The sequence below is a fragment of the Streptomyces sp. NPDC058758 genome, from assembly GCF_042746075.1.
Taxonomy (GTDB): Bacteria; Actinomycetota; Actinomycetes; order Streptomycetales; family Streptomycetaceae; genus Streptomyces.
The window spans coordinates 75,067-100,930 of sequence record NZ_JBHYPS010000022.1 but is presented as its reverse complement, the minus strand read 5'-3'; the positions used below and the strand labels follow the sequence as shown (position 1 = coordinate 100,930).

Genomic DNA, 25,864 nt, shown 5'->3' with positions numbered 1-25,864 from the left:
GGCGGCCCGTGACCAGCCGCCGTCCCGCGCCCCGGGCCCGCCGTCGCCGGCGGTCCGGTCCGTGTCCCTCGGGAGCCGCCGGCGGGGCGGCCCCGGGGGAGCGGGGGGGTGCGGCGAGGGCTCAGCGGCGGGTGAGGCCGCGGTCGATGGCGCCGATCAGCTCGCCGTCGGCGGTGTCGCCGTCCAGCGACCAGACCATCGCGCCGGCGAGCCCGTGGGTGCGGACCCAGTTCGCCTTGGTGCGCAGCACGGCCGGGTCGTCGTAGGTCCACAGGGTGGTGCCGTCGAAGAGCCAGGCGTGGCCGTTCCGGTGGCCCCGGTGGAGCTGGTACGTCCCCGACTCCGCGAGCTTCTTGAGGTTCTCGTAGTCCTCGGAGCCGGGCGCCCAGGTCGCCGGGGCGGGGCCCGCGGCGGGCTGCCCGAGGCCGTCGCCGCCGCCGGTCACGCCGGTCCAGCCCTGGCCGTAGAACGGCATGCCGACCACCAGCTTGTGGGCCGGCGCGCCGCGCCGCAGCCAGGACTTCACGGTCCCCTCGACGCTCCAGTCGTCCTTGGCGAAGAGCGCGGACTGCTGGGCGGTGGTCTGCTCTCCGGAGACGTGGAAGTCGTAGCCCTGGAGGTTCACGAAGTCGAAGTCCCGCATGATCTTGGCGACTTCGAAGCCCGCGTCGATCTTGGCGGGGGCGGTGGGCACGTAGGCGCTCAGCTCGTAGTGCCTGCGCTGCGGCAGCGAACGCCCGTACGCGTCCAGCTGGTTGCGGAACTCCCGTACGAGGGCGGTGAAGTTGACCTTGTCCTCGGGACGGATGACGTTGCCCGCGTTGCCCTCGGATCCGGGCCACTCCCAGTCGAGGTCGATGCCGTCGAAGAGGCCGGCGGCCGCTCCGGCGCCGCCCCGGGCGCCGTCCCGCGGGAGGTTGCCCTTGATGTAGAGGTCGATGCAGGAGGAGACCAGGGCGCGGCGGGACTCGGGGGTGCGCACGGCGTCGGAGAAGTACGCCGAACCGCTCCAACCGCCCAGCGAGATCATGACCTTGAGGTTCGGGTGCGCGGCCTTCAGCTCGCGCAGCTGGTTGAAGTTGCCGGCCAGCGGCTGCTCCGTGGTGTCGGCCGTGCCGTCCACGGAGGAGGCGGCGTCGACGGGGCGGACGTAGTCGGCCCAGGGGTCGGAGCCCGGGACGGGGCCGATGACGCACTTGCCGGCCTTGTCGACGATGCCGAAGGCGTAGTTGATGTGGCTGAGCTTGCCGGCGGTGCCGCTCGTCTCCAGGTCCTTGACCTGGAAGTTCCGCCCGTAGATGCCCCATTGGGTGAAGTAGCCGACCCGCTTGAGGGCGTGCTCGGCGGCGGGCGGCCGGTGGGCGGGGCGGGGGTGGGCGTCGGCGGCGGGGGCCAGCGTGGCGAGGAGGCCGAGGGCCGCGGCGGCGGCCGTGCCGAGGGTCAGCTTGGTCAGGGCTCTGGGACGCATGGGCTCGTTCCTGTGCGAGGCGGGATGGAGCGTGCGAGGCGTGCGCAGCAGGAAGTTATTGGTCCAGACCAATAGGGGTCAAGAGGGCGGACGGGGTCGATCGTCCTTCATCACTTCGGGTGAAACTCTGGCCCATGCTTGCGGATGGCCACATTCGGTTGCCAGTCTGTAGCTGTCCGTCAACCTGAGGGGAGTGTCCAGTGACGTTCGGTGAGCAGCCCGCCTATTTGCGCGTGGCGAGCGATCTGCGGGAGAAGATCGCGAACGGCTCGCTCCCGCCGCATACCCGCCTTCCCTCGCAGGCACGCATCCGCGAGGAGTACGGGGTGTCGGACACCGTCGCGCTGGAGGCCCGCAAGGTGCTCATGGCCGAGGGGCTCGTCGAGGGCCGCTCCGGCTCGGGGACGTACGTGCGGGAGCGGCCGGTGCCCCGCCGCGTCGCCCGCTCCGGCTACCGGCCCGCCGGCGGGGCCACCCCCTTCCGGCAGGAGCAGGCCGCCGAGGGCGCGCGCGGCACCTGGGACGCGAGCAGCGAGCAGGAGGCGGCGGGCCGGGAGGTCGCCGCGCGGCTGGGCATCGAGCCCGGCGACCGCGTGATGCGCACGCGGTACGTCTACCGGGACGGCGGCGAGGCCATGATGGTCGCCACCTCCTGGGAGCCGCTGGCCGTCACCGGCCGCACCCCCGTGATGCTCCCCGAGGAGGGGCCGCTGGGCGGCTGCGGCGTGGTCGAGCGGATGGCGGCGATCGACGTCGTCGTGGACAACGTGGTGGAGGAGGTCGGCGCCCGCCCCGGCCTCGCCGAGGAGCTGCTCGTCCTCGGCGGCGTCCCCGGCCACGTGGTCATGGTCGTCGAGCGCACCTTCTACGCCTCCGGCCTCCCGGTGGAGACCGCCGACGTGGTGGTCCCCGCCGACCGCTACCGCCTCTCCTACCACCTCCCGGTCCGCTGACCCGGGGGCCCGGCCCCGGCCTTGGCCCCGTCTGATGGTCCGGCCGTCCGGCCGTCCGGCCGTCCGGCCGTCCGGCCGTCCGGCCGTCCGGCCGCCCGCGGCTCCGGCCCCCCGGCCGCCGAACGCCCGGTGTTCCTCCCCCCGCCCCCGCCCCGGTACCGCTGGCCGGGGTTCGGTGTCCGGGGGGCGTGACGTGGAGTTAACGGTGCGTCAGGCGGTGTTACCGGTCGGCAATGCCGGGCGGTGAGGGCTCGACACACGCGGCTCCTAGCTTCCTGCCCCGTACCCGCGACCCGGCCGGACGACAGGAGCCCCCATGGCGGAGACCGTCACCACGCCCACCTCGGAACCGGAGCCGGCGGCCCCGGCGCCGGCGGAGGCACCGCCCGCCCCCGCCGCCCCCGTTCCCGCTCCGGCCCCCCGCCGCAGCTACGCGAAGCTCGCCGCCGACGAGAGCCGCGAGGACTACTCGCTGCGCTACGCCCCGCACTCCTTCCGGCGCTGGTCGCCCGGGACCGTCGCCGGCACCGCGCTCGGCGGCATCGCCTACCTCGCCGACTTCGCCATCGGCGCCTCGATCGTCTTCGCGTACGGCTTCACCAGCGGATTCGCCTCGATCCTCACCGCCGCCGCGATCATCTTCCTCACCGGCATCCCCATCGCCCGCGCCTGCGCGAAGTACGGCCTGGACATGGACCTCATCACCCGGGGCGCCGGCTTCGGCTACTTCGGCTCCACCCTCACCTCGCTCATCTACGCCTCCTTCACCTTCATCTTCTTCGCGCTCGAAGGTTCGATCATGGCCCAGGCCATGCACCAGGCCGTCGGGCTCCCGGTCGAGATCGGTTACCTCGTCACCACCCTCATCGTCATCCCGATCGTCTTCCGCGGGATGGGGGCGCTCGCCAAGGTGCAGGCGTGGACCCAGCCCGTCTGGATCGTCGGCATGGTCCTGCCGTTCCTGGTCCTCGCCTTCGAGGCCCCGGACGCCTGGGGCGCCTTCGCCTCCTTCGGCGGCACCGAGGGCGCCGGCTCCGGCTTCGACTGGATCGGCTTCGGGCTCGGCACCGGCGTGGCGCTCTCCCTCATCGCCCAGATCGGCGAGCAGGCCGACTACCTGCGCTTCATGCCGGCGAAGACCGAGGCCAACCGGCGCCGCTGGAACCTCGCCGTGCTCGCCGCCGGCCCCGGCTGGGTGATCATCGGCGCGGCCAAGCAGCTCGGCGGCGCCTTCCTCGCCTTCGTCGCCCTGGAGGCGGTCGGCAAGACCCACGCCCTGGAGCCGATCGCCCCGCAGATCGAGGCGCTGAAGCCCTGGCTCGGCGGCCTCGCGCTGCCCGCCGCCGCGCTCTTCGTGATCGTCTCCCAGATCAAGATCAACGTCACCAACGCCTACAGCGGCTCGCTGTCCTGGTCGAACTTCTTCTCCCGCATGACCCACCGGCACCCCGGCCGGGTCTGGTACATCTTCCTCAACCTCGCCATCGCGCTGACGCTGATGGAGATGAACATGTTCGCCGCGCTGGGCAAGCTGCTCGGCTTCTACTCCAACGTCGGCATCGCCTGGATCACCGCCGTCGCCGCCGACCTCGTCATCAACAAGCGGGCCGGCTGGTCCCCGCCGTACATCGAGTTCAAGCGGGCCTACCTGTACGCGGTGAACCCGGCCGGCTTCGGCGCCATGGTCGTCGCCTCCGTCGTGTCGATCCTCGCCTTCTTCGGCCTCTTCGGCACCTACGCCGAGGCCTTCTCCACCTTCATCGCCGCCGGTCTCGCCCTCGTCCTCTGCCCGCTCATCGCCTGGGCGACGAAGGGCCGCTACTACCTCGCCCGCCCCAACCCGGTGAACGGCCCCGGCGCCGCCCCCGCCGACGAGCGGGCCACCCACACCTGCGCCGAGTGCGAGACCGCGTACGAACTGCCCGACATCGCCGACTGCCCGGTCCGCTCCGGCCCGGTCTGCTCGCTCTGCTGCTCGCTCGACGCCGACTGCGGCGACGCCTGCCGCAAGGCGCCGGCCCTCGGTGCGGGACCCGTCCTCATGCCGGTGCCGACGGTCCCCGGGAAGGTGCCCGGCATGTGACCTTCGGCCTCCTGCCGTCGGTTCCCGGCCGATCCGTGTCTCTTGGTGAAAACCCATATCCGCTGCGTGAAGGTCAGGCGTAAGCTCGGGCATATGCGGATTGCGGTTTCCCGGAGATCCTTGGTGACGCCTGGCACGGCGGAGGGAGAAGCCTGATGACCGACAGCGGCCCCGTCCATCCGTGGCTCGTGATACGGCAGGACGACAACGGCAACCGCTACCGGGTGGGCCGGTACGCGACCCGGGACGAAGCCCAGAAGATCGCGGACACCCTCGACTCCCGCGGCCACAAGCAGCTCTACTGGGTGGAGCACGTCGCCCCCACCCCCTGACGCCCCGGCTACCCTCGCGGGCATGACCGAAAGCACCCCGCACCACGGCACCGGACCCGGCCACGGGACCGGTGCCGTGGTCGTCGTCGCGGCCGCCCTCCTCGACGGCGGCCGTCTGCTCGCCGCCCGCCGCAGCGCCCCCGCCGATCTCGCCGGCCGCTGGGAACTGCCCGGCGGGAAGGTCGAGCCCGGCGAGCGCCCCGAGGACGCCCTCGTCCGCGAACTGCGCGAGGAGCTCGGCGTCGAGACCGAGACCGGCGAGCGGATCCCCGGCGAATGGCCCCTCAAACCCGGCTACGTCCTGCGGGTGTGGACCGCCCGGCTGCTCTCCGGCACGCCCCGCCCGCTGGAGGATCACGACGCGCTGCGCTGGCTCGCCCGCCACGAACTGGACACCGTGGACTGGCTCGACCAGGACCGCCCGGCGGTCGCGGAGGCGGCGCGCAGGCTTCCGGCCGCGCGCCCCTGACCCCGGCGCGGGCCCGGCTCCCTACGCCGTTCGTGCCACCGTGCGCCCATGGCCGCCCCCTGGGGGTATTTCGCGTCGAATTACGGGTATGTCCCCATTGGTCCCTCGGGAGAGGGTGATCCTCTTCCTGCTGCACCACGCCTGGGGAAGTGATCGCGTGTGATCGACACCGACGGCGCCCGCGCCGAGTGGAACTTCCCGGCGGAGGCGGGAGCGGTGCGCACCGCACGCCACGCCGTGCGCGAGACGCTCCGCTCCTGGGCGATCGACCCGGCCGTCGGGGACGTCGCCGTCCTGCTGGTCAGCGAGCTGGTCACCAACTCCCTGCGGTACGCCTCCGGGCCGATCGGCGTGCGCATCCTGCGGGCCGAGGGCGCCGCCACGAACCCGCCCCGGCACTCCGCCCTCCTCGTGGAGGTCTCGGATCCGCTTCCGGATCCCCCCACCGAGCGGCCCGCGGGACCCGACGACGAAGGGGGCCGCGGGCTCAGCCTCGTGGCCTGTTCCGCACGCCGCTGGGGGACCCGCCAGGGCGTCACCGGGAAAACCGTATGGTTCGAGCTGGCTCTCCCTGGTGAGTAAAGAGAGAGGGACGACGATCACCTGAGCGGGTCACGAGCCGACCGAGACCACCCTGTGATCGTGGACGTCGTGCCGCCGGTGCCCGCCGTGCTGAATACTGCGGGTATGGCCGGTCCGGTGCGGTGAGCTGGAGGGGACGGTCGCGTGAGCGAGATATCCGAGACGACGGGCGGCGTCGTGTGGCAGAGCAGCCCGCCCGGTTCGATCTACGACTACATCCGGGTCGCCTCCTTCTCCCTCGGGCCCGACGGGCGCGTCGACCAGTGGAGCCGCCGGGCGGAGGACCTCTTCGGAGTCGACGCCCGGGAGGCCAGGGGCAAGGACCCCGTCGAGGCGTTCATGCCCGCCGAGCTGCGCGATCGTGGCCACCGGAGGGTCAAGGAGGTCCTCGACGGACGCGAATGGACCGGCCTCGTCCCCTTCCGCATCCCCGGCCAGGCCGGGCCCCCGGGACAGGAACGGCCGCACGGCATCGCCGAGATGTACGTGATGCCGAGCGAGACCGAGACCGGCGAGCGGGCCGCGCTGTGCATCGTGGTCGACGTCCGGGCGCTGCGCCGGATCGAGACCGACCTCGCCGCCTCCCAGGCGATTTTCGGCCAATCGCCCTTCGGATTCCTCCTCTTCGGCACCGACCTCACGGTCAAGCGCGCCAACCGGCGCTTCGCGTCCGTCTTCGGCGGCGACGCCGACGACCACCGCGGCCGGAGCGTCCACGACTACCTCGCCAAGCCCGAGGCCGACCGGATGACCGCCGCCCTGCGCCGGGTGCTGGAGACCGGCGAGTCGGTCAACGACCTCCGGATCACCGGCGCCGCCCCCGGGGCCCGGATCCGCCGCCACTGGTCCGTCAACCTCTACCGGGTGCACAGCGGCTCCGGCCGCCCGGTCGGCGTCGCCGGCCTCGGCATCGACGTCACCCGCCGGGAGAACGCCGCCCGCGAGGCGGCCAGCGCCCGCCGCAACCTCGCCCTCCTCAACGAGGCCGGAGCCCGCATAGGGAACTCCCTCGACCTGGAGGCCACCGCCCGCGAACTCCTCGCCGTCGCCGTCCCCGGCTTCTGCGACCTCGCCTCCGTCGACCTCTACCAGGGCCTCCTCACCGGCGACGAGGCCCCGCCCGGTCGCTGGGGCAGCTCCCACGACGTCGGCTACGGCGCGGGCAGCGCCGAACTGCGCCGGGTCGCCTTCGCCTCCGCCGTCTCCGACACCCCCCTCAGGACCGACGGGGGCCACGGCCCGGCCGGCGACGGCGGCGGAGCCGCCCCCATCGAGGTCGGAGCCGTCCACCGCTACCCCTTCAACTCGCCCACCGCGGGCGCCCTGCGCACCGGCCGCCTCCGCATGACGCCCGGCGGCGAGGGCGACCTCGTCCACTCCACCCTCGCCGTCCCGATGGTCGCCCACGACACCGTCGTCGGCCTCGTGCAGTTCTCCCGCACCAAGGGCAGCGAACCCTTCGGCGACCGCGACCGGGCCCTCGCCGTGGAGCTCGCCGCCCGCGCCGCCGTCTGCATCGACAACGCCCGCCTCTACCGGCGCGAGCACGAGCGGGCCCTCATCCTCCAGCGCAGCCTGCTCCCGCCCGGCGACCCCGAGGCCGCCGGACTCGACATCGCGTGCCGCTACCTCCCGGGCACCGACGCCACCGAGGTCGGCGGCGACTGGTTCGACGTCATCGAACTCCCCGGTCACCGCACCGCCCTCGTCATCGGCGACGTCATGGGCCGCGGCCTGCGCGCCGCCGTCGCCATGGGCGAGCTGCGCACCGCCGTCCGCACCCTCGCCCAGCTCGACCTCGAACCCGCCGAGGTCCTCTCCCACCTCGACGAGATCGCCCGCGGCCTCGGCGCCCCCATCGGCGCCCAGCAGTCCCGCGCGCACAAGAACCGCGGCCCCGAACTCTCCGAGGTCTACCTCGCCACCTGCGTCTACGCCGTCTACGACCCGGTCACCAGACGCTGTACGTTCGCCAACGCCGGCCACCTCCCGCCCGTCCTCGTCGAACCCGGCGAGGAGGCCCTGCTCCTCGACGTGCCTCCGGGGATGCCGCTGGGCGTCGGCGGCGAACCCTTCGAGGAGGTCGAGGTCGAACTCCCCGAGGGCTCCCTCCTCGCCCTCTACACCGACGGCCTCGTCGAATCCCGCGACCACCCCCTCGACGAGGGACTCGGCGCCTTCAAGCGGGCCCTCGCCGACCGGGCCCGACCCCTGGAGGACGTCTGCGACCGGGTGCTCAACACCCTCGACACCGGACACGGCGAGGACGACATCGCCCTCCTGATGGCCCGTATCCGGGGACTGCCCGCCGAGGCCGTGGGGGACTGGCGGCTGCCCCGCGAGCCCCGCTCCGTCGGCCGGGCCCGCGAGCTGGCCCGTACCCAGCTCACCGCCTGGGGCCTCGACGCCCTCGTCGACACCGTCGAACTCCTCGTCAGCGAACTCGTCACCAACGCGCTGCGGTACGGCGAGGGCGAGATACGGCTCCGGCTGCTGCGCGACCGCACCCTCGTCTGCGAGGTCTGGGACGCCGGCCTGGTCCAGCCGCGCCGGCGCCGCGCCAAGGACACCGACGAGGGCGGCCGCGGCCTCCAGCTCGTCGGACTGCTCTCCGCGTCCTGGGGCTCGCGGCGCACCCCGCGCGGCAAGACCGTCTGGTTCGAACTGGCCCTTCCCGACGGCGGACCCGCGGCGGAACCCACCGTGGACCAGCTGCTCAGCATGTTCTGAACGGCGGCCCGGGCCCGGACCGCCGACGCGCGCGCGGCGCCGGGCCCGTCAGGCCGCCTTGAGGGCGGCCAGCCGGGCCGCGATCTCCGCCTCGTCGCCGAGCGCGTCCAGCTGCTCGAACTGGGCGTCGAGCGAGGACGCGGCCAGCTCCTGCTTGCCCAGCGCCCGCGCCTCCTCCCGGCGCACCTTGTCCTCGAAGCGGTTCAGCTCGCTCGTGGGGTCCAGCACGTCGATGTTCTTCACCGCGTCCATCATCGTGTTCTGCGCCTGCGCCGACTTCGCGCGGGCGACCAGCTCGTCCCGCTTGGCCCGGAGCTCGACCAGCTTGGCCTTCATCCGGTCGAGCCCCGAGGTCAGCTTCGCCACGACCTCGGTCTGCGCGGCGATGGCCGGCTCGGCCGTCCGCGCCTCCTTCTCCGACTGGAGCTGACGGCCGAGCGCCACCTTGGCGAGGTTGTCGAAGCGGTCCGCCTCCGCCGTCCGCCCGCCGCCCCGCAGCTCGTCCGCCTTCCGGCTGGCCGCCAGCGCCTTGCCGCCCCACTCGGCCGCCGCCGCCACGTCCTCCGCGTGGTCCTGCTCCATCAGCCGCAGGTTGCCGATGGTCGCCGCCACCGCCTCCTCGGCCTCCGAGATGTTCCCCGAGTAGTCCCGGATCAGCTGGTCCAGCATCTTCTGCGGGTCCTCCGCCTGGTCCAGCAGGGCGTTGATGTTCGCCTTCGCCAGCTGGGTGACCCGGCCGAGGACGGTCTGCTTGCTCATGCACTGCTCCCTGGGGGGTGTCGTGGACGTGGAACTCAGAAGCGGCCGCCGCCGCCCCGCCGGCCGCGGGTGCCGCTGCCGCCGAAGCTGCCCGGCCCGCCGCCGAAACCTCCGCCCCCGAACCCGCCCCCGCCCCCGAACCCGCCCCTTCCCCTGCCGGAGCCCCCGCCGAACAGCCCGCCGAGGACGATGCCGCCGAGCACGGCCCCGCCGAGCCCGCCGCCCCCGCTCCCTCCCGCCACCCCGCCCGGCCCGTTCGGGTTCCCGTACCGCCGCACGTCCTGCTCGGCGGACTCCTGCGCCTGCCGCGCGAGCCCGTCCGCCCGCTGGGCCTCCGCCAGCGCCGCCTGCGGCTCGTCCGCCGCCAGCGCCCGCGCCTTCTCCAGCCGCCGCTGCGCCTCCGCCAGCCGGGTCCTGGCCTCGCTGCCCACCGCGCCCCGGTGCGTCTGGACGTAGTCCGAGGCCGCCCCCAGCTCCGCACCGGCCGTCAGCAGCGCCTCGTCGAGCAGCGCCCGGGCCCGGGCGTCACCGGACTCGCGCTCCCGCGCGCCGGCCAGCGCCGCGTCGAGCGCCGCGTCCGCCTCCTCGATCCGGCGCAGCGCGTCCAGGGGGTCGTACCGCCCCGCCTCCACCGTCCGCCGGACCTCCGCCGCCACCGACTCCGCGCGGGCGATCCGGCCGCGCAGGTCGCCCGTCGAGGCGCCCCGCGCGCTCCCCTCCAGCAGGCCGCGGGCCTCGGCCAGGTCGGCGTCCGTCTCGGCGAGCGCGCCGGGCAGCCGGCCGTCCGCCTCGGCCAGCTCCCGCGCCCGCCGGTCCACCGCCTCGATCAGCCGGGCCGCCTGGTCGACCGCGCCCTCGGCGGCCCGCACGTGCACCGCCGCGGAGCCGGTGTCGCCGGCGTCGACGGACTGGCGGGCCCGGTTGACGTGGGTGGTGGCGAAGACCAGCCGGTCCTTGGCCTGCTCGACGCCCGCGGCGACCGGGGCGGCCGCGGACTCCGGGTACCGCTCGCGCATCGCCGCCAGCGCCGCCTCGGCGCCGGAGATCCGGCCGGTCTGCGTCCGGAAGGCCGTCTCGACCGCGGCGAGCGCCTCGGGCGCGGTCCGCTCCAGAGCCCGCAGCCGGTCGAAGTCCTCGGTCACCGCGTCCAGCCGGGCGTCGGCCTCGGCGCAGCCGCGCAGGATCTCGTCGAGCATCGCGCGCCGGGTGGCCTCGTCCTCGGGGAAGGAGTCGTCGAGCTTCTGCCGCAGCCGGAAGGAGGCGGTCAGCCGCTCCTTGGCGAAGGCCACCGCCTCCTCGAAGGGCCGGGTGGCCTCCTCGCCGAACTGCGCGGTGGCGAAGCCCAGTTCCTCCTGGCTGGTGCGGACGGCGTCGTCGGTCTCGACCAGCGTCCGCCGGGCCCGGCCGTCCAGCTCCTCCAGGGAGGGCTGCGCGGGCCGCCCCCAGCCCCCGCCGCCGCCGGGCGTGGTGCGGGTCGCGGTCCGCCGCCTGCGGCGGGTGTACGCGTACACCGCCACCGCGCCGGCGCCGCCGACGAGCGCGACCGGGAGGATCAGGTCGGTCCCGGAGACCGTGCCGCCGGAGCCGCCCGGGTCGGCGGGGCCGGGGGTGAGCTCGGGGACGGGGACGGGCAGGCCGGCGAGGACGGCGCCGTAGCCGTCCGCCGCGCCGATCGCCGCGCCCGCCCAGTCGTTCGCCCGCAGCGCGGGCTCGATGGCGGTCCTGGCCACGTCGTCCAGCTGGGCCTGGGTGAGGCGGGAGCCGGGGTCGACGGAGTAGCCGTACCGCCGCTCGTGGGTGGCGACGGCGAGCAGCACGTCGTCGAGGCCCAGGCCGTTGCGCTCGGCGGTCGCGTCCGCCCAGTCCTGGCCGGAGCGGCCGGAGAAGTCCCGGACGTAGACCACGAAGAGCTGGAGGCGCCGGTCGTCGTAGAGCCGGTCGAGGGCCTCGACGACCTCGGGGCGCCGGTCGCGCAGGGCGCCCACCCGGTCGAGGACCTGCCCGTCGGAGGGGAGGACGACGGGGTCGTCGGCGCGGGCGCCGGAGGCGGCGGGCGCGACGAGCCACCACGCCGCCACGAGCATCGCGAGCAGGACTCGGGTGGCTGTTCGGGTCACAAAGGGGAGGTTATGTACTGCTCTGCGGCCCCGCGACCGGACGCCCCCGCCCCGGAAACCGGCCGCCGGTGCGGGGCTGCCGCCCGAAGAACCGGTCACCGGTGCGGCGCCGCCGTTCCGCGCACCGGCCGCCGCCGCCGGCCCGCCGCCCCGGGAACCGCCCGCCGGTGCGGGGGCGCCGCCCGGGGAACCGGCCGCCGCTGCCGGGCCCCGCTCCCGCAACCGGCCGCCCGCCGCCGGGCGTCCCTGTCGGAGCCGGTCTTCACGGCGGTCTCTCCGGCGGGCGGGGAGGCCCGCGACGCTCTCCGGGGGGCACGGATGGACGGACGACTGAGGCGGATGTGGCGCAAGGGGCGCTGGTGGGTGCTGGTGCCGGTGCTGCTCCTCGTGGTGCCGCCGCTCTTCGGGGCGCTCGCCCTGCGGGTGAGCTACGCGGGCGACCTGCGCGACGACGCCCGCACGCGCGGGAAGGACGCGTACTGGATCGGGCACGCGTGGGTGGACGGCAGGAAGAAGGACGCCGACCTCGCGGCCCTCGCCGAGCGGCTGGAGGGCACCGGCGTCAGGGACCTGTACGTGCACGCCGGACCGCTCGAACACGACGGCACCCTGCCGGCCGCCCGGCACCCGCGCGCGAAGTGGCTGACCGACGGCGTCCACCGCGTGCTGCCCGGGATACGGGTCCAGGCCTGGCTCGGCGACGTCCTCGCCAACGAGGGGCCGACCGGCCTGCGGCTCTCCGACGCCGCCTCCCGCAAGGCCGTCACGGCCTCCGCCCGCCAGGTCCTGGACGCGGGCTTCGACGGCGTCCACTTCGACCTGGAGCCGCTCCAGTCCGGTGACCCCCACTACCTGACGCTCCTGGACGACCTGGGGCGGCTGACCCGGTCCCGGAACGCCCCGCTCTCCGTCGCCGCCCACCAGATCGACCCGCTGCCGGGCGCCCACTCCGTGCTCCGCCTCTTCTCGGACCAGGGCAAGTGGTGGTCGCAGGAGTACTTCGGCGAGGTGGCCCGCCGGGTCGACCAGATCGCCGTCATGTCCTACGACACCTGGATGCCGCTGGAGAGTTCGTACGGCGGCTACGTCGCCCAGCAGACCGCGCTCGCCCTGGAGGCGACCCCGGACTCCACCGACCTGCTCATGGGGCTGCCCTTCTTCCACGAGGACGACCTGGGGCACCACGAGAGCGCCGAGACCGTCGGGGCGGCCGTCCGGGGCGTGCGCCTCGGGCTCGGCCGCACCGACCCGGGCCGCGAGCGCTTCGGCGTCGCGCTCTACGTGGACTTCGCCGAGGAGCCCGGCGACTGGGCGGCCTACCGCGCGGGCTGGTCCCCCACGGGCCGGGCGCCCGAGGAGGGCGGCTGAGGAGGCGGCCGCGCGGGGGAGGCGGCCGGGGCTGTTGGGCCGCACGAGTGGGGTTTGCCGGGCCCGCCGCCGTGTCGGCGGGGCCGCGTCCGCAGGGTGCCGTTCAGTGGGATGACCAAGAGATCTGATCATCTCCAAATGGCATAAAACGGACGAAGGGGTAAAAGTCATGTCCCAGGTCGGCGCCCCCCAGGGGAGGACATGGGCCGGTTCGTCCAGGAGCCCCCGCTCCCGAACACTCCGTTCCGTCGCCACCCTCACCAGCGCGGTCCTCGCCGTCACCGTCCTCGCCGGATGCAGCTCCGACGACGACGCCGGCGCCGCCCCGGCCGCGGCCCAGGACAACGCGCCCACCGCGCGCGCCCTGGTCGAGGACGGCGGCACCCTGCGGTGGGCGGTGGACGCCCTGCCCGCCACCTTCAACGCCTTCCAGGCCGACGCCGACGCCACCACCAACCGCGTCGCGGGCGCCGTGCTGCCCGCCCTGCACACCCTGGACGAGCGCGGCAGGCCCCGGCTCAACCCCGACTACCTGGAGACCGCCGAGGTCGTCGAGACCGAACCCCGCCAGGTCGTCCTCTACAAGCTCAACCAGCAGGCCGTGTGGAGCGACGGGCGCGAGATCGGCGCCGCCGACTTCGTCGCCCAGTGGCGGGCCCTCAGCGGCCGCGACACCGCCTACTGGACGGCCCGCAACGCCGGCTACGAGCGGATCGAGAAGATCGAGAAGGGCCGGAACGACCTGGAGGTGCGGGTCACCTTCGGCAAGCCCTACGCCGACTGGCGCTCCCTCTTCACCCCGCTCTACCCGAAGCAGGTGATGGGCTCCCCGAACTCCTTCAACGACGGCGCCCGCACCACCCTCAAGGCCACCGCGGGACCGTTCCTGCTGGGCAAGGCGGACCGGAAGACCGGCGACCTCACCCTCACCCGCAACCCCCGCTGGTGGGGCAAGCCCGCCAAGCTCGACAGCCTCGTGCTGCGCGCCGTCCCGCGCGCCGACCGCGAGGCCGCCCTGGCCGGCGGGAAGCTCGACCTGGCCGAGATCGACCGCTCCACCGCCGAGCGCATCGCCCTCGCCCTCAAGGACGCCGGCGCCGGCCGCAGCGGCGCCCAGGCCGCCCAGCTGCACGGCCCCGGCTCCGCCATCACCCCCGGCAAGGCCCTCGGCTCCTGGGCGCTCGCCCACGGCGCGGACGAGGAGCTGGCCGCCGAGGTCAGGGCCGCCCGCGCCGAGAACAAGGCGGCCGCCGCCCGCTACGCAGCCGCCCAGGACGCCCTCGCCGGCTACGTCGTCCGCAAGTCCCTGGAGCCCGCCTACACCCAGCTCTCCCTCAACGGCGAGTCGGGACCGCTCGCCGACGAGCGGGTCCGCCGCGCGGTCGCCCGCGCCATCGACCGCAGGGAACTGGCCGAATCCGTGCTCAAGCCGCTCGGCCTCCCGGCCGACCCGCCCGGCAGCCACCTCGCCCTGGCGGGCCAGGCCGCCTACGCCGACAGCAGCGACGCGCTGGGCGACCAGGACACCCAGGAGGCCCGCGCGCTCCTCGCCGACGCCGGCTGGGTCCCCGGCGGCGCCCGGAAGAAGCCCGCCGGCACCGAGGCGGGCTCCGAGGCGGAGAAGAAGGCCGGGGAGAAGCGGACCGACGCCGAGAAGAAGGCGGGGGAGAAGCAGACCGACGCCAAGAAGAAGGCGGAGGGCGGCGACACCGCCTCCGACGACGGCCTCTACATCGTCGGCGACGACAAGCCCGGCGAGCTGCCCGCCGCCCCCCGGATCGGCCCCGGCGGCCCCGAGACCGGCACCCGGGTCCTCGCCCCGGCCCCCGCCGCCGCCCGCGAGGGCGCCGCCCTCCTCGCCCGCGCCGAGGCCCTCGACACCGGCGCCCGCGCCGCGGCCGCGCCCGGGAACGCCCAGCCGGACAAGGGCGTGGCCGGCGCCTACGCCCCCCTGGGCAGCGCCGCCCCGGCCGCCGTCCCCGCCGCCTCCCAGGCCCTCGGCAAGGACGGCAAGGCCCTCAGCCTCCGCTTCGTCCTGCCCTCCGGCCCCGGCTCGGAGACGCTGCGGGCGGTCGGCGACCGCATCGTCCGGATGCTCGACGCCGTCGGGATCCGCACCGAGGTCACCAAGGTCTCCGACGAGAGCTTCTTCAAGGACCACATCGCCTCCGGCGACTACGACCTGGCCCTCTACTCCTGGCCGGCCTCCGCCTTCCCGGCGACCGACGCCCGGCCGATCTTCGCCAAGCCCGAGCCCGCCTCGGACGGCTCCCTGCTGGTCGAGCAGAACTACTCGCGGGTCGGCACGGACCGCATCGACCAGCTCTTCGACCAGACGGCCGGCACCCTCGACGAGGAGGAGGCGGGCGAGCTGATCCGCCAGGCCGACGCCCGGATCTGGGCCGCGGCCGGTTCCATCCCGCTCTACCAGCGCCCCCAGCTGGTCGCCGCCCGGCAGGACGTGGTGAACGCAGGCGCCTGGGGCTTCGCGGCCCCCCAGTACCAGGACATCGGTTTCAAGAAGGCCGAAACGTCCAAGGGTAACCGGTCGAACGGCTGAAACCGCAGGCCGCAACCTCAGAACCAGCTCAAGTTCCTTGCCCGCCGGCGACCCCGGCGGGCAGGATCGCGTCGGCCCCTTGACCCGGACCGCATGACCTTCCCCACACCCCGGGACGCACCCCCAAACGTCCCAGTAGACCCTCTCGGATCGATCCGGGGAAGCCCCTTGCGCGGCAGCCCCGTACCATAGGACATAGCCGTGGCGCGTCCGCCCGGCGGGCGTAAGAGGAACTGACGCCGATTCCCACGATCCGAGAGAAGCGCAAGCCACCCATGCCCACGCGCCACGACATCCGTAACGTCGCCATCGTCGCCCACGTCGACCACGGCAAGACGACCATCGTCGACGCCATGCTCAAGCAGGCCGGTGCCTTCGCCGCCCACCAGCAGCTCGACGACCGCATGATGGACTCGAACGACCTGGAGCGTGAGAAGGGCATCACGATCCTCGCCAAGAACACGGCGGTGAAGTACCACCCCAAGGACGGCGGGGCCCCGATCACGATCAACATCATCGACACCCCCGGCCACGCCGACTTCGGCGGCGAGGTCGAGCGCGGTCTGTCGATGGTCGACGCGGTCGTCCTCCTGGTGGACGCCTCCGAGGGTCCGCTCCCGCAGACCCGGTTCGTGCTGCGCAAGGCCCTCCAGCAGCGCAAGCCCGTCATCCTCTGCATCAACAAGACGGACCGCCCGGACTCCCGGATCGACGAGGTCGTCAACGAGACCTACGACCTCTTCCTCGACCTGGACGCGGACGAGGACCAGATCGAGTTCCCGATCGTCTACGCCTGCGGCCGCGACGGCATCGCCTCGCTGACCAAGCCGGCGGACGGCACGGTCCCGCAGGACTCCGAGAACCTGGAGCCCTTCTTCTCCACCATCCTGGAGCACGTCCCGGCCCCGTCGTACGACGAGGATGCGCCGCTCCAGGCCCACGTCACCAACCTGGACGCCGACAACTTCCTCGGCCGCATCGCGCTGCTCCGCGTCGAGCAGGGCGAGCTGCGCAAGGGCCAGACGGTCGCGTGGATCAAGCGGGACGGCACGATCTCCAACGTCCGCATCACCGAGCTGATGATGACCGAGGCGCTCACCCGCAAGCCCGCCGAGGTCGCCGGCCCCGGTGACATCTGCGCCGTCGCCGGCATCCCCGACATCATGATCGGCGAGACCCTGGCCGACCCGGAGAACCCGATCGCGCTGCCGCTGATCACGGTCGACCAGCCCGCCATCTCCATGGTCATCGGCACCAACACCTCGCCGCTCGTCGGCCGCGGCGGCACCGGCAAGGGCGCGGACGCCAAGGCCGCGGTCAAGGACCGCAAGGTCACCGCCCGCCAGGTGAAGGACCGCCTGGACCGCGAGCTCGTCGGCAACGTCTCGCTCCGCGTCCTCGACACCGAGCGCCCCGACGCCTGGGAGGTCCAGGGCCGCGGTGAGCTCGCGCTCGCCATCCTGGTCGAGCAGATGCGCCGCGAGGGCTTCGAGCTCACCATCGGCAAGCCGCAGGTCGTCACCAAGGAGGTCGACGGCAAGATCCACGAGCCCGTCGAGCGCCTCACGGTCGACGTGCCCGAGGAGCACATGGGCGCGGTCACGCAGCTCATGGGCGTCCGCAAGGGCCGCATGGACAACATGTCGAACCACGGCTCCGGCTGGGTCCGCATGGAGTTCGTCGTCCCGTCCCGCGGCCTCATCGGCTTCCGTACGGAGTTCCTCACCAACACCCGCGGCACGGGCATCGCCCACTCGATCCACGAGGGCCACGAGCCGTGGTTCGGCCCGCTGCAGACCCGCAACAACGGCTCCCTGGTCGCCGACCGCGCCGGTGCGGTCACCGCCTTCGCGATGACCAACCTCCAGGAGCGCGGCGTCCTCTTCGTGGACCCGGGCACCGAGGTCTACGAGGGCATGATCGTCGGCGAGAACTCGCGCTCCGACGACATGGACGTGAACATCACCAAGGAGAAGAAGCTCACGAACATGCGGTCCTCGTCGGCCGACTCGTTCGAGGCGATCGTCCCGCCGCGCAAGCTCTCCCTGGAGCAGTCCCTGGAGTTCTGCCGCGACGACGAGTGCGTCGAGGTGACCCCGGAGGCCGTCCGCATCCGCAAGGTCGTCCTGGACCAGAAGGAGCGCAGCCGCTCCGCCTCGCGCGCCAAGAACGCCTGACGCGCCGGGAGCTCCCCGCGCGCGGGGAGAGCCCGACGCGCGGGGACACCTGACGCGCCGTCGCCCGCCGCACCGGATCCGGTGCGGCGGGCGACGGCGTTCCGGCCGGGAACGGCTGAGCCGCATCTCACACGAAGGGCCTGGCCACCCGCATCATGTGCGAGTGGCCGGGCCGTTTTCGTCAAACGCATTGCCTCGCCCGTGTGTCCGGATTCCGGTCATCGCTCTCCGGTACGTGTGTTAACGGTCCGTTTCGCGGGTGTCTGTCTGTGCTCACTTTGTCCGGATTTCGGTATCTGGGCCCTAGGTGATGTTGTCAAAACGAGACCACTTAAGTGTGGTTTACAGCCCGGGCGTACTTAATAGTTGGCTCCATTGAGCTCGGGTCAATGGGTCACGCACTGTGGGGAGTGCCGACTCACGAGCACACTCGGGGTACCGGGGGATCAACGCCGTCAGGGGTGTCGGCAGGTCTCGAAGTGCCCTTCTTGATGACAAGTGGACTCATGAGGAGGAAACCCATGCGCGGTGCCAAGAGCGCCAAGTGGGTAGCGGGCGCGATCATCGTCGCCCTGGCTGCGACCGCCTGTGGCGGGGGCAACGGCGACAAGGGCGACAGCGCCGGTGGCAAGGTCGACCCGAACGGCATCTTCTCCGTCGAGCTGGGTGAGCCGGAGAAGCCGCTGCTCACCGGCGACACGATGGAGTCGAACGGCTCCGCCGTCATGGCCGGCCTGTTCTCGACCCTGGTCGACTACAAGGCCGACGGCTCGCTCGAGATGATCAACGCCGAGTCGGTCACCAGCACCGACTCGAAGCTGTGGACCGTCAAGCTCAAGAAGGGCTGGACCTTCCACGACGGCACCCCGGTGACCGCCAAGTCCTACGTGGACGCGTGGAACTGGAACGCCAACATCGAGAACGCCCAGGGCCTCGCGTCCTGGTTCGCGGACATCAAGGGCTTCGAGAAGGTCCACCCCGAGGAGGAGGGCGCCAAGCCCACCGCCAAGACCCTCGACGGCCTGAAGGTCATCGACGAGACCACCCTCACCATCGAGCTCGCGAAGCCGGTTCCGTACTTCGCCCACAAGCTCGCGTACATCGTGTTCGCGCCGCTGCCGGACTCGTTCTACAAGCTTCCCGCCAAGGACCGCGGCCAGGCCCCGGTCGGCAACGGCCCCTACAAGTTCAAGAGCTGGGACCACAAGAAGCAGATCGAGGTCGTCCGCTACGACGACTACAAGGGCCCGAACAAGGCGAAGAACGGTGGTGTGACGTTCAAGAACTACACCACCCTCGAGGCCGCGTACGAGGACCTGAAGTCGGGCAACGTCGACGTCCTGCGCCAGATCGCCCCGAAGGACCTCCCGGTCTACCGTCAGGACCTCGGCGACCGCGCCGTGGACCAGGCGTACTCCGCGATCCAGACCATCGCCATCGCCTTCTACGCCGACCAGTGGAAGAAGCCGAAGGCCGTCGACCCGCGCGTCCTGCAGGGTCTGTCCATGGCGATCGACCGGGCCACCATCACCAAGACGGTGCTCAACGGCACCCGTGAGCCCGCCACCGGCTGGGTCGCCAAGGGCGTCCTCGGCTACCAGCCGAACGCGGTCGAGGTCACCAAGTTCGACCCCGCCAAGGCCAAGGAGCTCATCAAGGCCGGCGGCGGCGTCCCGAACAACAAGATCTCCATCCAGTACAACGCCGACGGTGGCCACAAGGAGTGGGTGGAGGCCGTCTGCAACTCCATCACCCAGGCCACGTCCGTCGAGTGCGTCGGCGACGGCAAGCCGGACTTCCAGGCGGACCTGACGGCCCGCAAGGAGAAGCAGGTCAAGTCCCTGTACCGCTCCGGCTGGGTGCTCGACTACCCGGTGAACGCCAACTTCATCTCGGACCTGTTCCGCACGGGTGCGGGCGGCAACCAGGGCGACTTCTCCAACAAGGAGCTGGACGCCGAGATCGCCAAGGCCGACTCCGCCAAGACGCTCGAGGAGTCCGTCAAGGAGTACCAGGCGATCGAGAAGAACCTGGTCAACTACATGCCGTCCATCCCGCTCTGGTACTACAAGGTCAACGCGGGCTACTCGGAGAACGTCTCCGGCGTGGCGTACGGCCAGGACGGCGACCCGATCCTGACCGGCGTCGAGGTCAAGCAGAAGTAATCACCCGAGCGTAGTCCGCATACCGTCACGGGACTGACGGAAACGTCAGTCCCGTCGCGGTGTCTTACGCAGCGGCCGGGGGGCCCTTCCACGGCATCGCGCTGTCCGAATCCGGACAGCCATGCCGTGGGAGGGCCCGTCGGCTGCGGCCGTCACATCTCAACGGAGGCATGATGGGGCGCTATGTCGCACGACGACTGCTCCAGATGATCCCGGTTTTCCTCGGGACAACCGCTCTGATCTTCTTTCTGGTCTACAGCCTGCCCGGCGACCCCGTGCTGGGGCTGTTCGGCGACAAGGGGGCCGACCCGGCGACCCTGGCCGCCAAGAGACATGAACTCGGCCTGGACCGGCACATCCTCGTCCAGTACGCCGATTACATGTGGGGCATCATCGGTCACCTGGACTTCGGTACCCAGATCCGCAACGGCCGTCCGGTCACCGAAGTGCTGGGCGACGCCTTCCCCGTCACCATCCAGCTGGCGGCCCTCGCGTTCGCGTTCGAGCTCGTCTTCGGCATCGGCCTCGGCATCATCGCCGGCCTCCGCGCCGGGCGCCTCGCCGACAACGCGATCCTCATCTTCACCCTGCTGATCATCTCGATCCCGGTCTTCGTGCTCGGCTTCATCATCAAGGTGGTGTTCGCCTTCCAGCTCGGCTGGATCGAGCCGAACGTGAGCAAGGACCAGCTGCTCTCGGAGATGATCGCCCCCGCCATCGTCCTCGGTGGCCTCTCGCTCGCCTACGTGGCGCGGCTCACCCGCACCTCGATGGCCGAGAACCTGCGCGCCGACTACATGCGCACCGCCATCGCCAAGGGCCTGCCGAAGCGACGCGTCATCGGCGTGCACCTGATGCGCAACTCCATGATCCCCGTGGTCACCTTCCTCGGCACCGACATCGGCGCCCTCATGGGCGGTGCGGTCGTCACCGAAGGCCTCTTCAACGTCAAGGGTGTCGGTGGCCTGATCTACGAGTCGATCACCCGCCGCGAGGGCTCCACCCTGGTCGGTCTCGTCACCGTCCTGGTGGTCGTCTACCTCGTCACCAGCCTGCTCATCGACCTGCTGTACGCGGTCCTGGACCCGAGGATCCGGTATGCCTGACGTGACCAAGACCGCTGACGCGGCCGTCGTCGCCACCCCCTCGGTGGACGCGCCCGCGCCCCAGGCCAAGCCGGAGAAGCCCCGCTCGCTGTGGGGCGACGCCTGGCGCGACCTGCGCCGCAACCCGTACTTCCTCGTGTCGTCGGTGCTGATCTTCTTCCTGCTGCTCATCGCGGCCTTCCCGGGGATGTTCACCAGCGCCTCGCCCACCGCGGGCGACCTCGTGAACCACTACGTCGGCAAGCCGGAGCTGAGCAAGATCGGCTCCGAGGGCTGGCTCGGCTACGACATCCAGGGCCGTTCCGTCTACGCCCGCCTGATCTACGGCACCCGTGCCTCGGTCATCGTCGGCATCCTCGTCACCGCGATCGTCACCTTCCTGGGCGGCCTCGTGGGCATGCTCGCCGGCTACTTCGGCGGCTGGGTCGACGCGGTGCTCTCCCGGGTCACCGACATCTTCTTCGGCATCCCGTTCCTGCTCGGCGCCATGGTCGTCCTGCAGGCCTTCACCGACCGCACCATCATGGTCGTCGTCGGAGCGCTCGCGTTCCTCGGCTGGACGCAGATGGCCCGCGTCATGCGCGGTGCCGTGATCACGGTCAAGCAGGCCGACTACGTCCACGCGGCCAAGGCGCTCGGCGCCGGCACCACGCGGATCCTGTTCCGGCACATCCTGCCGAACGCCATGGCTCCCGTGATCGTCGTCGCGACCATCGCGCTCGGCGGCTACATCTCCGCCGAGGCGACCCTGTCCTACCTCGGTCTCGGCTTCGCGGCCCCGACCGTCTCGTGGGGCCTCGACATCTCCGCCGGTGTTCAGGCGATCCGTACGTCGCAGCACATCCTGCTGTACCCGTCGATCATGCTGAGCCTCACCGTCCTGGCGTTCATCATGCTCGGCGAAGCCGTTCGCAACGCCCTCGACCCCAAGCTGCGCTGAGGAGGGCGTACATCGTGAGCACTATCGACAAGACCGCGAGCGTCCCGGCGCCGCGCGAGAGCGCCGAGCACAACGGGCCGCTGCTCGAAGTCAAGGACCTGCACGTCGAGTTCCACACCCGTGACGGTGTGGCCAAGGCGGTCAACGGCGTCAACTACTCGGTGAACGCCGGCGAGACCCTCGCCGTCCTCGGCGAGTCCGGCTCCGGCAAGTCCGTCACCGCCCAGGCCATCATGGGCATCCTCGACATGCCGCCCGGCAAGATCCCGCAGGGCGAGATCCTGTTCCGCGGCGAGGACATGCTCAAGATGGCGGACGAGGAGCGCCGGAAGATCCGCGGCCGCAAGATCGCGATGATCTTCCAGGACGCGCTCTCCTCGCTGAACCCGGTCCTGACCGTCGGCTACCAGCTCGGCGAGATGTTCCGCGTCCACCAGGGCATGTCCAAGAAGGACGCCAAGCTCAAGGCCATCGAGCTGATGGACCGGGTCAAGATCCCCGCCGCCAAGGCGCGGGTCGGCGACTACCCCCACCAGTTCTCCGGCGGCATGCGCCAGCGCATCATGATCGCCATGGCGCTCGCCCTGGAGCCCGACCTGATCATCGCCGACGAGCCGACCACGGCCCTCGACGTGACGGTCCAGGCCCAGGTCATGGACCTCCTCGCGGAGCTCCAGCGCGAGTACAACATGGGCCTCATCCTGATCACCCACGACCTCGGCGTCGTCGCCGACGTCGCGGACAAGATCGCCGTGATGTACGCCGGCCGGATCGTCGAGCAGGCGCCCGTGCACGAGCTGTACGCCCGCCCGGCCCACCCGTACACCCGGGGTCTGCTCGACTCGATCCCGCGCCTGGACCAGAAGGGCCAGGAGCTGTACGCGATCAAGGGCCTGCCGCCGAACCTGCTCAAGGTCCCGACGGGCTGCGCCTTCAACCCGCGCTGCCCGAAGGCCACCGACCTCTGCCGTACGGAGATCCCGGCCCTGGTGCCGGTCACCGAGCAGGACGGCGCCGATCTGCCGGGCCGCAAGAGCGCCTGCCACTTCTGGAAGGAGACGATCCATGGCTGACCTCAGCAAGAACGACGAGGCCGTGGCCGCCGCCCTGGACGTCCCCGTCCAGCGGGGGGAGCCGATCCTCCAGGTGCGCAACCTGCAGAAGCACTTCCCGCTGACGCAGGGCATCCTCTTCAAGAAGCAGGTCGGCGCGGTCAAGGCCGTGGACGGGGTCTCCTTCGACCTCTACCAGGGCGAGACCCTCGGCATCGTGGGCGAGTCCGGCTGCGGCAAGTCCACGGTCGCCAAGCTCCTGATGAACCTGGAGCGGGCCACCGCGGGCGAGGTCTTCTACAAGGGCCAGGACATCACCAAGCTGTCCGGCCGCGCGCTGAAGGCCGTCCGCCGCAACATCCAGATGGTGTTCCAGGACCCGTACACCTCGCTGAACCCGCGCATGACGGTCGGCGACATCATCGGCGAGACCTTCGACATCCACCCCGAGGTGGCCCCGAAGGGCGACCGGCGCCGCAAGGTGCAGGAGCTCCTCGACGTCGTCGGCCTGAACCCGGAGTACATCAACCGGTACCCGCACCAGTTCTCCGGCGGTCAGCGCCAGCGCATCGGCATCGCCCGCGGCCTCGCGCTCAACCCGGAGATCATCATCTGCGACGAGCCGGTCTCGGCCCTGGACGTCTCCGTCCAGGCGCAGGTCATCAACCTGATGGAGAAGCTCCAGGACGAGTTCAACCTGTCCTACATCTTCATCGCGCACGACCTGTCGATCGTCCGGCACATCTCGGACCGCGTGGGCGTCATGTACCTCGGCAAGCTCGCCGAGATCGGTACGGACGCGGAGATCTACGACCACCCCACGCACCCGTACACCCAGGCGCTGCTCTCCGCGGTGCCGGTGCCGGACCCGCAGGCGCGTGCCAACCGCGACCGGATCATCCTCACGGGCGACGTGCCCTCGCCGGCGAACCCGCCGTCGGGCTGCCGCTTCCGCACCCGGTGCTGGAAGGCCCAGGAGAAGTGCGCCACCGAGATGCCGGTCCTGGCGATCCCGGAGCGCTTCCGCGGCCAGGACACCCTGGCGGCCCACGAGTCGGCGTGCCACTTCGCCGAGGAGCGGGACGTCGTCCACGCGAGCTGACCGGCCGTGACGGCTCGAAGGACCAGGGCCCTCCGCACCCCCGCCGGGTGCGGGGGGCCCTTTCCGTGCCGCCCGGCCCCTCCCGTACTCCCTCGGACGCCGTAAAAGTGCACTGCCGTCAATATCGGGTGATATTGGGCCCTAAGTCACGCTTAGGACAATCGGGAGGCACTCCATGCGCGGAGCCACGCACGCCAAGTGGGCCGCACTGGCCACCGCCGTCGCCCTCGCGGCGACCGCCTGCGGCGGCGGTGACGACAGTGGCGGCGGCGGGGGGGCCGACGGCATCGTGAGCTCCTCCTGGGGAGACCCGCAGAACCCGCTGGAGCCGGCGAACACCAACGAGGTCCAGGGCGGCAAGGTCCTGTCGATGATCTTCCGGGGCCTCAAGGAGTACGACCCGAAGACCGGCGAGGCCAAGGACATGCTCGCCGAGAAGATCGAGACCACCGACTCGGTCAACTTCACCATCACGGTCAAGGACGGCTGGACCTTCTCCAACGGCGAGAAGGTCACCGCCCAGTCCTTCGTCGACGCCTGGAACTACGGCGCCGCCCTGAAGAACAACCAGAAGAACGCCTACTTCTTCGGCTACATCGAGGGCTACGACAAGGTCCACCCCGAGAAGGGCGAGGCCACCGCCGACACCATGTCCGGCCTCAAGGTCACCGGCCCGCAGACCTTCACGGTGAAGCTCACCCAGAAGTTCTCGACCTTCCCCGACACCCTCGGCTACTCGGCCTTCGCCCCGCTCCCGAAGTCCTTCTTCGACGACCACGCCGGCTGGCTCTCGAAGCCCGTCGGCAACGGCCCGTACACCATCGAGTCGTACTCCAAGGGCTCCCAGATGGAGCTCAAGCGCTGGGACGACTACCCCGGCGACGACAAGGCCCAGAACGGCGGCATCACCCTCAAGGTCTACACGGACAACAACACCGCGTACACCGACCTGATCGCCGGCAACCTCGACCTCGTCGACGACGTCCCCGCCGCCCAGCTCAAGAACGTCTCCGCCGACCTCGGCGACCGCTACATCAACACCCCGGCCGGCATCATCCAGACCCTCTCCATCCCGTTCTACGACCCCGCGTGGAACAAGCCCGGCCAGGAGAAGCTCCGCCAGGGCCTGTCGATGGCGATCGACCGCGACCAGATCACCGAGACGATCTTCCAGAAGACCCGCACCCCGGCCGTCGACTGGACCTCCCCGGTCCTCGGCGAGGACGGCGGCTTCAAGGACATCTGCGGCGAGTTCTGCAAGTACGACGCGGCCCAGGCGAAGAAGCTCGTCGCCGAGGGCGGCGGCATCCCCGGCGGCACGATGAAGATCTCGTACAACGCCGACACCGGCTCCCACAAGGAGTGGGTGGACGCCGTCTGCAACTCCATCAACCGGGCCCTCGGCAACAACAAGGCCTGCGTCGGCAACCCCGTCGGCACCTTCGCCGACTTCCGCAACCAGGTCACCACCCAGAAGTTCGACGGGCCGTTCCGGGCCGGCTGGCAGATGGACTACCCGCTGATCCAGAACTTCCTCCAGCCGCTGTACTACACCAACGCCTCGTCCAACGACGGCAAGTACAGCAGCGAGGAGTTCGACAAGCTGGTGGACCAGGCCAACGCCGAGACCGACATCGCCAAGGCCGTCGGGCTCTTCCAGCAGGCCGAGGGCGTCCTCCGCGACGACATGGGCGCCATCCCGCTCTGGTACCAGAACGGCAGCGCCGGCTACTCCGAGCGGGTCGAGAACGTCACGCTGAACCCCTTCAGCGTCCCGGTCTACAACCAGATCAAGGTCAAGTGACCGCCTAGCAGGCCGTAGCACATCGGCGCCGTACGGCCCGGCCAGCGGACCACCCCCGCGCCGGGCCGTACGCCTTCCCCCGCTCTTCCCCGGAGCC

18 protein-coding genes are annotated in these 25,864 nt (G+C 71.7%); 15 read left to right on the top strand and 3 right to left on the bottom strand.

The features are described 5' to 3' along the window. Positions 1–121: 121 nt before the first annotated feature. Positions 122–1,468 (bottom strand): glycoside hydrolase family 18 protein, encoded by a 1,347-nt coding sequence (locus tag ACFW6A_RS24140; protein WP_386642647.1) that lies wholly within the window; start codon positions 1,466–1,468, stop codon positions 122–124. Positions 1,469–1,668: 200 nt separating this feature from the next. Between ACFW6A_RS24140 and ACFW6A_RS24135 the strand changes: the two genes are divergently transcribed. From ACFW6A_RS24135 to ACFW6A_RS24110, 6 genes are all read left to right on the top strand, one after another. After that, positions 1,669–2,421, top strand: a complete 753-nt coding sequence (locus ACFW6A_RS24135) for a GntR family transcriptional regulator (protein ID WP_351856464.1) — start codon at positions 1,669–1,671, stop codon at positions 2,419–2,421. 316 nt (positions 2,422–2,737) lie between these two features. Then, positions 2,738–4,504, top strand: coding sequence for a purine-cytosine permease family protein (locus tag ACFW6A_RS24130; protein WP_386642644.1), 1,767 nt, complete (start codon positions 2,738–2,740; stop codon positions 4,502–4,504). Between the two features lie 155 nt (positions 4,505–4,659). Continuing rightward, positions 4,660–4,836 (top strand): SPOR domain-containing protein, encoded by a 177-nt coding sequence (locus ACFW6A_RS24125; RefSeq protein WP_351856468.1) that lies wholly within the window; start codon positions 4,660–4,662, stop codon positions 4,834–4,836. A 22-nt stretch (positions 4,837–4,858) separates the two neighbouring features. Beyond that, positions 4,859–5,305 (top strand): (deoxy)nucleoside triphosphate pyrophosphohydrolase, encoded by a 447-nt coding sequence (locus ACFW6A_RS24120; protein ID WP_386642641.1) that lies wholly within the window; start codon positions 4,859–4,861, stop codon positions 5,303–5,305. 159 nt (positions 5,306–5,464) lie between these two features. Beyond that, the gene (locus ACFW6A_RS24115) at positions 5,465–5,887 is read left to right on the top strand and encodes an ATP-binding protein (RefSeq protein ID WP_351856473.1); all 423 of its coding nucleotides are present in this window, start codon (positions 5,465–5,467) and stop codon (positions 5,885–5,887) included. A 144-nt stretch (positions 5,888–6,031) separates the two neighbouring features. Further along, positions 6,032–8,617, top strand: coding sequence for a SpoIIE family protein phosphatase (locus ACFW6A_RS24110; protein WP_351856475.1), 2,586 nt, complete (start codon positions 6,032–6,034; stop codon positions 8,615–8,617). Positions 8,618–8,665: 48 nt separating this feature from the next. On the opposite strand, the gene ACFW6A_RS24105 is transcribed toward ACFW6A_RS24110, so the two are convergent. Both ACFW6A_RS24105 and ACFW6A_RS24100 read right to left on the bottom strand, forming a co-directional pair. After that, positions 8,666–9,376 (bottom strand): PspA/IM30 family protein, encoded by a 711-nt coding sequence (locus ACFW6A_RS24105; RefSeq protein WP_351856477.1) that lies wholly within the window; start codon positions 9,374–9,376, stop codon positions 8,666–8,668. A 35-nt stretch (positions 9,377–9,411) separates the two neighbouring features. Beyond that, the gene (locus tag ACFW6A_RS24100; RefSeq protein WP_351856485.1) at positions 9,412–11,460 is read right to left on the bottom strand and encodes a TPM domain-containing protein; all 2,049 of its coding nucleotides are present in this window, start codon (positions 11,458–11,460) and stop codon (positions 9,412–9,414) included. Between the two features lie 351 nt (positions 11,461–11,811). Here ACFW6A_RS24100 and ACFW6A_RS24095 point away from each other — a divergent pair, with 351 nt between their 5' ends. The 9 genes from ACFW6A_RS24095 to ACFW6A_RS24055 all read left to right on the top strand — a co-directional run bounded on the left by ACFW6A_RS24095 (position 11,812) and on the right by ACFW6A_RS24055 (position 25,767). Beyond that, positions 11,812–12,861 (top strand): glycoside hydrolase family 18 protein, encoded by a 1,050-nt coding sequence (locus ACFW6A_RS24095; protein ID WP_386642638.1) that lies wholly within the window; start codon positions 11,812–11,814, stop codon positions 12,859–12,861. Between the two features lie 169 nt (positions 12,862–13,030). Next, a complete protein-coding gene (locus ACFW6A_RS24090; protein WP_386642635.1) occupies positions 13,031–15,421 on the top strand; it encodes an ABC transporter family substrate-binding protein in 2,391 nt (796 codons plus the stop codon). A 275-nt stretch (positions 15,422–15,696) separates the two neighbouring features. Next, entirely contained in the window at positions 15,697–17,598 is a 1,902-nt protein-coding gene (typA, locus tag ACFW6A_RS24085; protein ID WP_386642632.1) for a translational GTPase TypA, read from the top strand. 521 nt (positions 17,599–18,119) lie between these two features. Next, positions 18,120–19,763 (top strand): ABC transporter substrate-binding protein, encoded by a 1,644-nt coding sequence (locus tag ACFW6A_RS24080; RefSeq protein ID WP_351850440.1) that lies wholly within the window; start codon positions 18,120–18,122, stop codon positions 19,761–19,763. 173 nt (positions 19,764–19,936) lie between these two features. Continuing rightward, the gene (locus ACFW6A_RS24075) at positions 19,937–20,869 is read left to right on the top strand and encodes an ABC transporter permease (protein ID WP_351850516.1); all 933 of its coding nucleotides are present in this window, start codon (positions 19,937–19,939) and stop codon (positions 20,867–20,869) included. Continuing rightward, positions 20,862–21,809, top strand: a complete 948-nt coding sequence (locus ACFW6A_RS24070; RefSeq protein WP_351850442.1) for an ABC transporter permease — start codon at positions 20,862–20,864, stop codon at positions 21,807–21,809. The genes ACFW6A_RS24075 and ACFW6A_RS24070 overlap by 8 nt, the downstream gene beginning before the upstream one ends. 14 nt (positions 21,810–21,823) lie before the next feature. After that, positions 21,824–22,882 carry an ABC transporter ATP-binding protein gene (locus ACFW6A_RS24065; RefSeq protein WP_351850444.1) on the top strand — a complete coding sequence of 353 codons (1,059 nt, stop codon included), beginning with the start codon at positions 21,824–21,826 and terminating at the stop codon, positions 22,880–22,882. Beyond that, positions 22,875–23,963 (top strand): dipeptide ABC transporter ATP-binding protein, encoded by a 1,089-nt coding sequence (locus ACFW6A_RS24060; RefSeq protein ID WP_351850446.1) that lies wholly within the window; start codon positions 22,875–22,877, stop codon positions 23,961–23,963. Before ACFW6A_RS24065 ends, ACFW6A_RS24060 begins: the two co-directional genes overlap by 8 nt. A gap of 175 nt (positions 23,964–24,138) precedes the next feature. Next, complete coding sequence (locus ACFW6A_RS24055; RefSeq protein ID WP_351850448.1) at positions 24,139–25,767, top strand: ABC transporter substrate-binding protein; 1,629 nt, start codon at positions 24,139–24,141, stop codon at positions 25,765–25,767. Positions 25,768–25,864 lie beyond the last annotated feature (97 nt).

Bases quoted from the DNA above. Each gene is read 5' to 3' on its own strand.
- ACFW6A_RS24105 (WP_351856477.1), bottom strand. From the start codon at position 9,376: ATGAGCAAGCAGACCGTCCTCGGCCGGGTCACCCAGCTGGCGAAGGCG.
- ACFW6A_RS24070 (WP_351850442.1), top strand. From the start codon at position 20,862: ATGCCTGACGTGACCAAGACCGCTGACGCGGCCGTCGTCGCCACCCCC.
- ACFW6A_RS24080 (WP_351850440.1), top strand. From the start codon at position 18,120: ATGCGCGGTGCCAAGAGCGCCAAGTGGGTAGCGGGCGCGATCATCGTC.
- ACFW6A_RS24130 (WP_386642644.1), top strand. From the start codon at position 2,738: ATGGCGGAGACCGTCACCACGCCCACCTCGGAACCGGAGCCGGCGGCC.
- ACFW6A_RS24140 (WP_386642647.1), bottom strand. From the start codon at position 1,468: ATGCGTCCCAGAGCCCTGACCAAGCTGACCCTCGGCACGGCCGCCGCC.
- ACFW6A_RS24090 (WP_386642635.1), top strand. From the start codon at position 13,031: ATGTCCCAGGTCGGCGCCCCCCAGGGGAGGACATGGGCCGGTTCGTCC.
- ACFW6A_RS24095 (WP_386642638.1), top strand. From the start codon at position 11,812: ATGGACGGACGACTGAGGCGGATGTGGCGCAAGGGGCGCTGGTGGGTG.
- ACFW6A_RS24125 (WP_351856468.1), top strand. From the start codon at position 4,660: ATGACCGACAGCGGCCCCGTCCATCCGTGGCTCGTGATACGGCAGGAC.
- ACFW6A_RS24060 (WP_351850446.1), top strand. From the start codon at position 22,875: ATGGCTGACCTCAGCAAGAACGACGAGGCCGTGGCCGCCGCCCTGGAC.
- typA (WP_386642632.1), top strand. From the start codon at position 15,697: ATGCCCACGCGCCACGACATCCGTAACGTCGCCATCGTCGCCCACGTC.
- ACFW6A_RS24120 (WP_386642641.1), top strand. From the start codon at position 4,859: ATGACCGAAAGCACCCCGCACCACGGCACCGGACCCGGCCACGGGACC.
- ACFW6A_RS24055 (WP_351850448.1), top strand. From the start codon at position 24,139: ATGCGCGGAGCCACGCACGCCAAGTGGGCCGCACTGGCCACCGCCGTC.
- ACFW6A_RS24075 (WP_351850516.1), top strand. From the start codon at position 19,937: ATGGGGCGCTATGTCGCACGACGACTGCTCCAGATGATCCCGGTTTTC.
- ACFW6A_RS24100 (WP_351856485.1), bottom strand. From the start codon at position 11,460: ATGCTCGTGGCGGCGTGGTGGCTCGTCGCGCCCGCCGCCTCCGGCGCC.